The organism is Paraglaciecola sp. 2405UD69-4, from assembly GCF_047525415.1.
In the GTDB taxonomy this organism is placed as follows: domain Bacteria; phylum Pseudomonadota; class Gammaproteobacteria; order Enterobacterales; family Alteromonadaceae; genus Paraglaciecola.
Genome location: NZ_JBLIXM010000011.1, coordinates 18,542 through 27,271, shown reverse-complemented (window position 1 = coordinate 27,271; position 8,730 = coordinate 18,542). Strand labels below are relative to the sequence as shown.

General features: G+C 40.5%; 7 protein-coding genes. 5 read left to right on the top strand and 2 right to left on the bottom strand.

The window, feature by feature from the left end:
• Window positions 1-193: 193 nt before the first annotated feature.
• Entirely contained in the window at window positions 194-2,944 is a 2,751-nt protein-coding gene (locus ACMUMK_RS18885; RefSeq protein ID WP_414702708.1) for an ExeM/NucH family extracellular endonuclease, read from the bottom strand.
• Between the two features lie 182 nt (window positions 2,945-3,126).
• A complete protein-coding gene (locus ACMUMK_RS18880) occupies window positions 3,127-4,044 on the bottom strand; it encodes a LysR family transcriptional regulator (RefSeq protein ID WP_414702707.1) in 918 nt (305 codons plus the stop codon).
• Between the two features lie 138 nt (window positions 4,045-4,182).
• Between ACMUMK_RS18880 and ACMUMK_RS18875 the strand changes: the two genes are divergently transcribed.
• The 5 genes from ACMUMK_RS18875 to ACMUMK_RS18855 all read left to right on the top strand — a co-directional run bounded on the left by ACMUMK_RS18875 (window position 4,183) and on the right by ACMUMK_RS18855 (window position 8,688).
• On the top strand, window positions 4,183-4,749 hold the full coding sequence (locus tag ACMUMK_RS18875; RefSeq protein ID WP_414702706.1) for an FMN-dependent NADH-azoreductase: 567 nt from the start codon (window positions 4,183-4,185) through the stop codon (window positions 4,747-4,749).
• 61 nt (window positions 4,750-4,810) lie between these two features.
• Window positions 4,811-5,653, top strand: a complete 843-nt coding sequence (locus ACMUMK_RS18870; RefSeq protein WP_414702705.1) for a pirin family protein — start codon at window positions 4,811-4,813, stop codon at window positions 5,651-5,653.
• 91 nt (window positions 5,654-5,744) lie between these two features.
• Window positions 5,745-6,590, top strand: a complete 846-nt coding sequence (locus tag ACMUMK_RS18865) for a tetratricopeptide repeat protein (protein ID WP_414702704.1) — start codon at window positions 5,745-5,747, stop codon at window positions 6,588-6,590.
• A 161-nt stretch (window positions 6,591-6,751) separates the two neighbouring features.
• Window positions 6,752-7,699, top strand: coding sequence for a hypothetical protein (locus ACMUMK_RS18860; RefSeq protein ID WP_414702703.1), 948 nt, complete (start codon window positions 6,752-6,754; stop codon window positions 7,697-7,699).
• A 188-nt stretch (window positions 7,700-7,887) separates the two neighbouring features.
• Entirely contained in the window at window positions 7,888-8,688 is an 801-nt protein-coding gene (locus ACMUMK_RS18855) for an alpha/beta hydrolase (RefSeq protein WP_414702702.1), read from the top strand.
• The last annotated feature ends 42 nt before the right edge of the window (window positions 8,689-8,730 follow it).

Here is an 8,730-nt window from a genome sequence, read left to right as displayed (position 1 = left end):
AGCGTCGACAATTTGTAATTTAAAGCCTAATGAATAATCTCGTTGTGTTCGTTTAAGCGGTGTATTATTTGACTTGGTCATAATAAGTCCTAAATGTGTAAACACATTTCAGGACGAGACAGTAAAATAAAAAAAGCCACATTAGCTAGCTTAGCTGATGTGGCTTTTTAGACAGGTTTTATAAGACTAGGTTTTAGCGAGCTACTTTTCTACGGAAAAGCAAGGCACCTAAGCCTAGTAATAAGAATCCTAGGCCAGTTGAACCACCTGAATTACCGTTGGATGAATCATCTTCTTCTGGCTCTTCTACTTCAGGCTCGTCATCTTCAGTTGCAAAGCTTACAGATACGATGAAAGGGTCGTGGTCTGAGCTTCTATATGGGCCAATATCAGTAAAGGCATAACCATCTTCAACACTGTAGTAGCTTAGCGCTTGGTCGTATTGTAATTGGTAAACTTCAACTGAGTTAATGTTCCAGTGTGTGGCATCAACAATATCATCCATAAATGCACTACTCGCTAGAATGTGATCTAAACTGCCCACTTCCATAGAGTCATAAAACCAATATGAGAAGCCATCGGCATCAAAGGTTTCTGCTACGTTTTCATAACCATAGGTTGTGGTAACGTCTACCGAAGCTCCTTCATCTAACTCTGTACGAGCTGCTGTGGTGATAGTGTAGCCACGCTCTGCTGGGTCGTAATCAGTTAGTACAGCAAGAGGATCTTCAGCTGAGTATGCATTTAAATCGCCTAAAATCATTACTCTGTCAGGTAAGTCAGCGGCTTCTAGGGCATCACCTAAAGTCACAGCTGCAGATACACGTAGCGCATTACAACTGCCTTGAATGCTATCAATATCTGTTGTTTCTACAGAATCCTCATAACATCCTGAGCCTTTAGACTTAAAGTGGTTAACCACTACGGCAAAAGACTCACCGCTTTCGTCATGGGTGAAGCTTTGTAATAAAGATACGCGCATTTGTGCATAACTAGTGTCATCAGATAACAACTGTGATGGCATATCAATTTTAATTGCTTCGCTTGATGGCGTAACAACAGATGCACGGTAAATTAAGCCTACTGCAATGGCATCTGTACCAATTAAGCTATCGTCAGCAGTGGCGATGAAGCTATAGGCATTATCATCTGACTGTTGGGCGTTAACCGCATCAACCAAGGATTGAATTGCGCTATCGTCACCAAACCCATCATTCTCTATTTCCATTAGGCCGATAACGTCCGCATCCATTGCAACAATTGCTTCTACGATTCGTCCTTCTTGTAGCTCAAACTCTTCTTCGCTCTCGGCACCGCGGTTAGCGTCATAATCAAATGTCACACCACCGTTACCGTCGTCGTCTCCATTGAAGTAATTCAGTACATTGAAAGTTGCAATTTTTACGTCACCTTCATCAATGCTAGGAGATGCTTCACGGGCGCTTAACACTGTAAAGTCTGTTGCTGTGGCATTTATACGGTATTTACTAAATGAGTAGTTTAGTGGGCCAGTTGCAGAAACGGTATCACCTACACCAATGGCATTGGTATAACTAAAGTCACTGAAAAAGCTTAATGTATCTGGGTAACTGCTGGAGTTATCATCTTCAACGTAAATAATGTTGGCAGCGTTATCAAGAATTTGCTGTTCGTACTCCGCCGTAAGTGGAGCATAGAGATCGGTTGGTTGGCGTTTAAGCTCATTACTTAGTCCTAGTTCACCGTATTGCCATAGGGTGTCAGTATCGAAAACAGTAAGCTCGCTTACACTTACCATCATGCCTTCGTAATGCTCTAAGTCGTCTGTTTCAGCCATTGGAAAGGTTACAGTAGCTGTTGTAATAGATGATGTCGTTTCGCCACAATCTAATAAGCTAGTAACACTTGTTACTTGGGTTAGGTCGAAGTATTCGTCTACGGTTCCTAATACTCGTACTGTGTGATTAACAGTCGGTAAGGTGTCAGTGTAATAAACGAAAATACCCTCAGACGTACTGCTATCTTGGTCTTCATCTGAGGCTTCTTCTTGCATGAAGAACCCATTGTTACGAAGACCGGTCACTACACCTTCTACTATAACTTCTGAGCCATCAAATGGAGAAGCCGTACCAGAGCCTTGAACCGCGCTGATATACGCTAAGCCTTCCGAGTCAGTGGCAAAACATGCGCCTATTTCAATTGGCTCTTCGATTTCTTCTTCATCTTCCTCTTCTTCTGAACTTAAAGCTGAAAATAGGACATCGTCAAAAAAGATGTTTTCGCTACCAGAGTTGACGTCTGCACTTACCGTTAGAGTTAAGGTCTCACCTAAGCCGTTGGTAGAGATAAGATCATCCAAATCCACGGTTAATGTTTGCCATTCTGACGCTACACCCGCGTCTCCATTAGCTAGGTTTTGTAAAACGGTTCCACTAACAGAGTAAAGCTCTACATCTGATGTGCCATCGGTAATAGATACTGTAAAAAAGTCGTCACTTTCAAAGGTGTCGTCATTTATCCAATAGTTAATAGTAAGCTGGCGGTTTTCGTAACCACTTACATCAACTTCTTCAAAAACAACGTCTAGGCGACCATCTGTGTCATTGAACTCAAAGTTATGCTCAACCCCATCTGATACAGGTACCCCAGCTGCACTGACATCAGGTGAATTAGTGGCGTTATAATTATTCACACCGATAAAATCACTACCGTCTGAACCTTCAGAGGTATCAATTGGACCATCGCCAACACTGCGGCTGTCAAACCAATAGGTCTGAAAATCTAGGCCATCACCTCCGATATTAAATGCCCCAGTGTTACTTAGAGCGGTACCATCGGTTACGGCTTCTGTGGTGTATGTGCCATCTGAAGATAGGCCATTAAAGTTTTGCTGCCCAATTATGTCGTCTGCATAAGCTAGTGGCGCAATAGCTAAAGCCAAACAGGTTGGTATCGCTTTTAACATGTTCATCTCTCTATAAAGTTATGTTTATTATTATTTTGTCGTCAATTGTTTGCGACTTTAGTCGCATTTGCCGCATTCGAGGTTAGATAACTTGAACCATTTGGTCAAGTTGCAGATTTATGACAAAAGGTTATAGATAGACTGATTCTTAATCTTGTTTTAGTGCTTTATCAGCCAAGATGCTAAAGTTTTGAGTAGATATTCCAATAAGGGTTTTCTCCAAAATACAGGGTTAAAAAATCTATTAACCCCCTAACTCTTTGGGATAGATGGCGAGTGTGTGGGTATACGGCGTAAGCGTTGGTGGCTTTATTTTTTAATTGTTCACATAGTAGCGGTTTGAGTTGGCCGGCTCTTATGGCTTCGTAACAAATAAAGTCAGGGCCAAACAGCAACCCTCTACCCGCAATGGCCTCTTCACATAAATAATCTCCATTATTGGCACTTAGCACTATGGGTGATTTTACAACTACAGCTTGCCCAGTGCTCGAATCTAACTGCCATGTTTCTGGTGTGAGGTTGTACCTTAAGCGCACATGACCTTGGTTTAAATCTTCGGCAGTTTTCGGCTCTCCATATTGCTTTAAATAAGCTGGACTGGCACATAACACTGGAGCTACAGAGGTGATTTTTCTGGCAATTAAGGTGGAGTCGGCTAGAGTCGAAATGCGAATCGCAAGGTCGTAACCCTCTTCAACTAGGTCTACCTTGCGATCGTTAAAATCTACGTTAAACAACACATCTGGGTGAGCTTGGTTAAATTGTCGAAATGCAGGTGCTAGGTGCTTAAGCCCAAAAGAAAAAGGTGCAGAAATTTTAATGGTTCCTGAAAATGAACAGTGTTTATCTTTAATACTTGCTTCTACTTCGGCCAAATCTTCAATTATTCTCAAGCATTGCAGATAATAACTTCGCCCGGAGTCTGTCAGTGTTTGAGTGCGCGTGGTTCGCGTAAGCAAAGTCACTCCCAAACGTTTTTCTAACTCGGTTAGACGCCTACTTACCGCCGACTTCACTGTATTAAGTTGAACCGATGCCTTGGTGATACTACCTGCTTCTACAATACGAACGAAAGTTTGCATATCTTCTAACTGATTCATCAATCAATTGTCCTGTGTTTAAATTTATTGTTCTTTTATGGTGAACAATCATTTCTATTTTATGGTGTTTTTGTTTTTAGTAGCAACTGTAAACTCTTCACTCATATTATGTAAGTTACAAACTTTAAGGAGCAATACATGAAACAATCAGGCATTTTATCTATCAACTCAAGTGGTCGTTACCAAGGATCTTTGACTAGGTTAGTTTCTGAAAAGTTAGTTAATGAGTTACAAAAGCAAGACTCAAGTCTGCGGGTCACCGAGCGAGATCTTGCTAAAGGATTGCCTTTTGTTAACGAGCAGTGGATTGAAGCTAATTTTACCGACCCTGAGATGCGAAATGATTCCCAAAAAGACGTTCTTGCGTTTTCTGATAGTTTAGTCAGCGAACTCCAAAATGCAGAGCACATTATTATAGGCTCGCCCATTTATAATTTTAGTATACCTGCAGTATTGAAGGCTTGGGTAGACATGGTTGCTCGAGCTCGAGTGACATTTCGTTATACTGAAAATGGACCTGAAGGCTTATTGAAAAATAAAAAAGCTTACTTGATTATGGCATCAGGTGGTGTACCCATAGGCAGTGAAATGGATTTTGCCACTAGTTACTTAAAGCAGGTTTTAAGGTTTATAGGAATTACAGACGTCACTTTGATTGATGCCACTAAAGTAGATACAAGTGCAGAAAATATCCTGCCAGAGTAATGCAACTTTAGGTAATGTGAAACTAACCTTTCAACCATAGGTAATAAAAATTAGGGGTAAAATGAATCAACTTAGGCAAGTGAAAGATGTATTTTCTGAGGTGTCTGTTGCTGATGGCGCCGGGGTGCAGTTGTCTCGTGTTATCGGCACCGCGCAAATCAACATGCTTGATCCTTTTTTATTGTTAGATGCATTTGGGTCTGACAAACCACAAGATTATATCGCAGGATTTCCGCCACACCCTCATCGCGGTTTTGAAACAGTCACTTATATCTTGGCCGGCAAAATGCGCCACCAAGATAGTGCTGGAAACCAAGGTGTCATAGAAGCTGGTGGCGTACAGTGGATGACAGCTGGAAAAGGTATCATTCACTCAGAAATGCCTGAACAAGAAGATGGTTTGTTAGCTGGGTTTCAGTTGTGGGTGAATCTGCCCAAGTCACACAAAATGACTGAGCCGGCTTACCAAGAAAAAGCACGTGATGAAATCTCAGTGGAAACTCGCCAAGGATTGAGCATTACGGTGATTGCTGGGCAAACTCAAAATGGCACAAAGGGTGTTATTGATAACCCATTTGTGGATCCCATTTATTGGGATGTACAACAACAGCCAGATATTCTATTTAGTGAAACTATTACGGCAGGGCATAACGGATTTATTTACGTCTATGATGGGGATATTCAAGTTGTCGGCTCTGGCCAAACTGTATCTAAAGGGCAAATTGCAGTATTAACCGACGGAAATGCAATTGAAATTAAGGCGCAAAGTGCAGCTAAGTATTTGTTGATTGCGGGTAAACCTTTGAATGAACCTATTGCTAGAGGGGGCCCTTTTGTCATGAATACCCGAGAAGAGATAAACCAAGCATTTGTGGATTATCAAATGGGTAGGTTTGGCACTTAGAAATAGGGGTAATTATCCTTGAAATTGTATCGTTTGGCCCCATTCCTTTGGCAAGCCAATCATTCGGCATAAATTAGCTTTGGATTTCAATATGCACAATTTTATCGATATTACCCCAGAAAACTTCCAGCAAGTTATCTTACAAGACTCACAAACTAAAGTTGTGATGGTAGAGTTTTGGGCGGAAGGTTACGAACCCAGCCAGCAACTAGCCCCTGTGTTACAAAATGTTGCTGCTAAATTTAGTGACAGCCTTATTCATGCGCGGGTTGACTGTCAAACTCAACAAGAGATCGCGGGTCAATTTGGTATTCAAAACTTGCCGACAGTTATGTTGATAAAGGAAGGCCAGCCTATTGACGGCTTTGCAGGTGTACAAACAGAAGAACAAATTATCGCCAGCTTTGAAAAGCATTTACCTAAGCCAGAAGATGGCTTATACCAACAAGGGGTAGAGCTTGTCACGGCTGGTGATTACCAGCAAGCTTATACCGTTTTAAAGCAAGCTCATGAGCTTGACGATACTCGTGCTGATATCAAGTTATTACTTGCTGATTGCCAAGTAGAGCTAGGGCAAGTTAAACCGGCTAAAGCCTTACTAGAGACTATCGGTTTAGTTGACCAAGATGCCTTGTATAATAGTATTTTAGGCAAAATAGAATTAGCCGAACAGGCTGCTGAGTCACCAGAAATTAAAGCCTTACAAGCAGAGCTTGCTGAGAATCCTGATGATCTAGAACTTAAAGTGAAATTAGCAGTACAATTACATCAAGCCAATCAAACAGAAGAAGCCCTAGAGCTTATTGTTTCTGTATTGCTGAAAGACTTGAACTTTGGTGAAGCGAAAAAGTTGACCTTAGATATGATCAACGCTTTGCCTGATGGTGACCCGCTAAAATCTAAATACCGCCGTAAAATCTATAGCTTGTTATATTAGTGAGGGTTCACTAACTTTTAACAAAAAGTTAGTTAGGGCTGTGCTGTTCATGCTGCAGTCCTCTTTAACGTCCCAATAGTTTGTTGTGTGAATAATCGTAATTGGTCATAATCATTTGTAAAGCCAATTAATGTTTAAGTACAACGGACGTCAAAGGGATTATGGTTAAGAATTTTAAAACGGCTAAGTTATGGGCTTTGTTACTGTATTTTATGTCCTCTGGAATTCAAGCAGATAGCTCCAGAGTTATAAAAGTCATAGTGCCCTCAGGTTTTTTAAGTTCTCTAAAAGGTATGGTGGTGGATAGCCCTGCTTTATTAGACGGCAGAGACTATGATTTACCTGTAGATAAATGTATTCCCATCTCCCAAATTAAAGCGTTTAACTTTGGCCGCCCTGTATTAGATTTTTTGATCCATTGTCAGGTTATAAGGCTAAATAAACTTGCTGATACCATCAAGGTTATACAGGCTCCCAATAATCTTAGAGCGATGAAAATGGTTGCCGCTGGAGATGGAGACGTGTTCGCAATGAGCGAGTTTTCATCAGTAGTTAAAAATTTGAACGAAAGCAACCTTTTAGTTTCGGCAGCTGTACTAAGAGAGGGAGAATTTGAGGTCGGACTCTTTACTGCACCCAATAGGCAGGATGTTCTAGCAGTAACAAATGTCAATGAGCTTATGGATCTCACTAGTATATCAACAACCTCATGGAGTTCTGGGGCTAGCAGTATGACTAAAATCACATCTAATCCGCCTGTGCTAGTTTCTAACTACCGTAATATCCCAGAAATGATTGCCAAAAAAAGAGCTGATTTCACTACACATTCTTTGAGTAAAAAATTCATTTACGATCTAGATGGCAAGGTTTCTTTACAACGAATAGAAGGTTTCAAACTTAGCTTGCCTGGAGAAAGGGTATTTGTTGTTAATTCAGCTAGTGGGGAATATTTTCAGGCGTTACAGGATTTTATATCCAGTCAAAGAGATTGGGCTAAAAGTGATGAAGATGGAATTTTGAAAGCGTTTGAAGACATTGGGTGGATATCTTCTAAATATAAAGATTGGATACTGATAAATGATTACTTTTATGAAGGAAACGTTAACTAACAAGACTCTATCTGTTTTATTGTTTAAGTACTTCATGATTGCAGTCGTTATTGGAGCTTTTTGCAAACTTACTAGTGCGTGTTCCACTCAAATTAGTTGTAGATAGTAAAAGGGACATAGCTGGCTATACTCGACCACAGGCATTGTAGTAGATTAGATTTATATAGAATTTAATAACGGCTTCAAAATTGAGAATTTTTATATTAGTACTGCTATTAGCTTTATCTATTGACGCACAGGGCGATGCTTTAAAATTCAGTCATGAATTATCATCTAAAATACTGAACGAAAACGTTAGAGTAACAGTTAAACTTCCTGCTTCTTATCAGGCTAATCAACACAAATCCTATCCTGTTTTTTATATGTTAGATGATGGATTTAATACTGATCTTGTTGATAGCATGATAAAACGCCTTCACATCTCTAATGGTGCTAATGAACACATTGTTGTTGGCGTTAACACCACAAATCGTTTGCGAGATTTTGCTCCAACTATCAATCTTGACCCCAGAGGCCCTGTCGGAGAAGGAGGCGGGGCCGATAGGTTTTTGGATTATATGGAATCTGAGCTTATGCCTTATATAGATAAAAATTATCAATCTAGTCAATATAAGGTTATCGCAGGACATTCAATTGCTGGCTTATTTGTGGTTCATGGGTTTCATTCGCGGCCTGACCTTTTTCAAGCTCATTTGGCGTTTAGCCCTGCAGTTTGGTGGGGTGCTAGAGAAACGGTAAGTGCAGCGCAGCAATATATTATTAAAGGTGCTAGTGTTGGTAGCTTTTTATATATGAATATAGGAGCAGAGGGTGGTGAAATGCGCCAAGTATATGATGCGTTTACACAAACAATCTTACGTAATCGCTCCAGCGATTTGATACTTAAACTAGACGTTTTTGCCAATGAAAGTCACGACTTCACCTTGGCAGCGGGGTTATATAATAGCTTAAAGGCTTTACATAAATACCAACAGCACAAGGGTATTTAACTGGCTCTTAGTCTTGTTTGTTAGCTGTTAATAAAAGAGAGC

Coding starts and splice junctions, on each gene's coding strand:
- ACMUMK_RS18885 (WP_414702708.1), bottom strand. CDS start 2,944: ATGTTAAAAGCGATACCAACCTGTTTGGCTTTAGCTATTGCGCCACTA.
- ACMUMK_RS18880 (WP_414702707.1), bottom strand. CDS start 4,044: ATGAATCAGTTAGAAGATATGCAAACTTTCGTTCGTATTGTAGAAGCA.
- ACMUMK_RS18875 (WP_414702706.1), top strand. CDS start 4,183: ATGAAACAATCAGGCATTTTATCTATCAACTCAAGTGGTCGTTACCAA.
- ACMUMK_RS18870 (WP_414702705.1), top strand. CDS start 4,811: ATGAATCAACTTAGGCAAGTGAAAGATGTATTTTCTGAGGTGTCTGTT.
- ACMUMK_RS18865 (WP_414702704.1), top strand. CDS start 5,745: ATGCACAATTTTATCGATATTACCCCAGAAAACTTCCAGCAAGTTATC.
- ACMUMK_RS18860 (WP_414702703.1), top strand. CDS start 6,752: ATGGTTAAGAATTTTAAAACGGCTAAGTTATGGGCTTTGTTACTGTAT.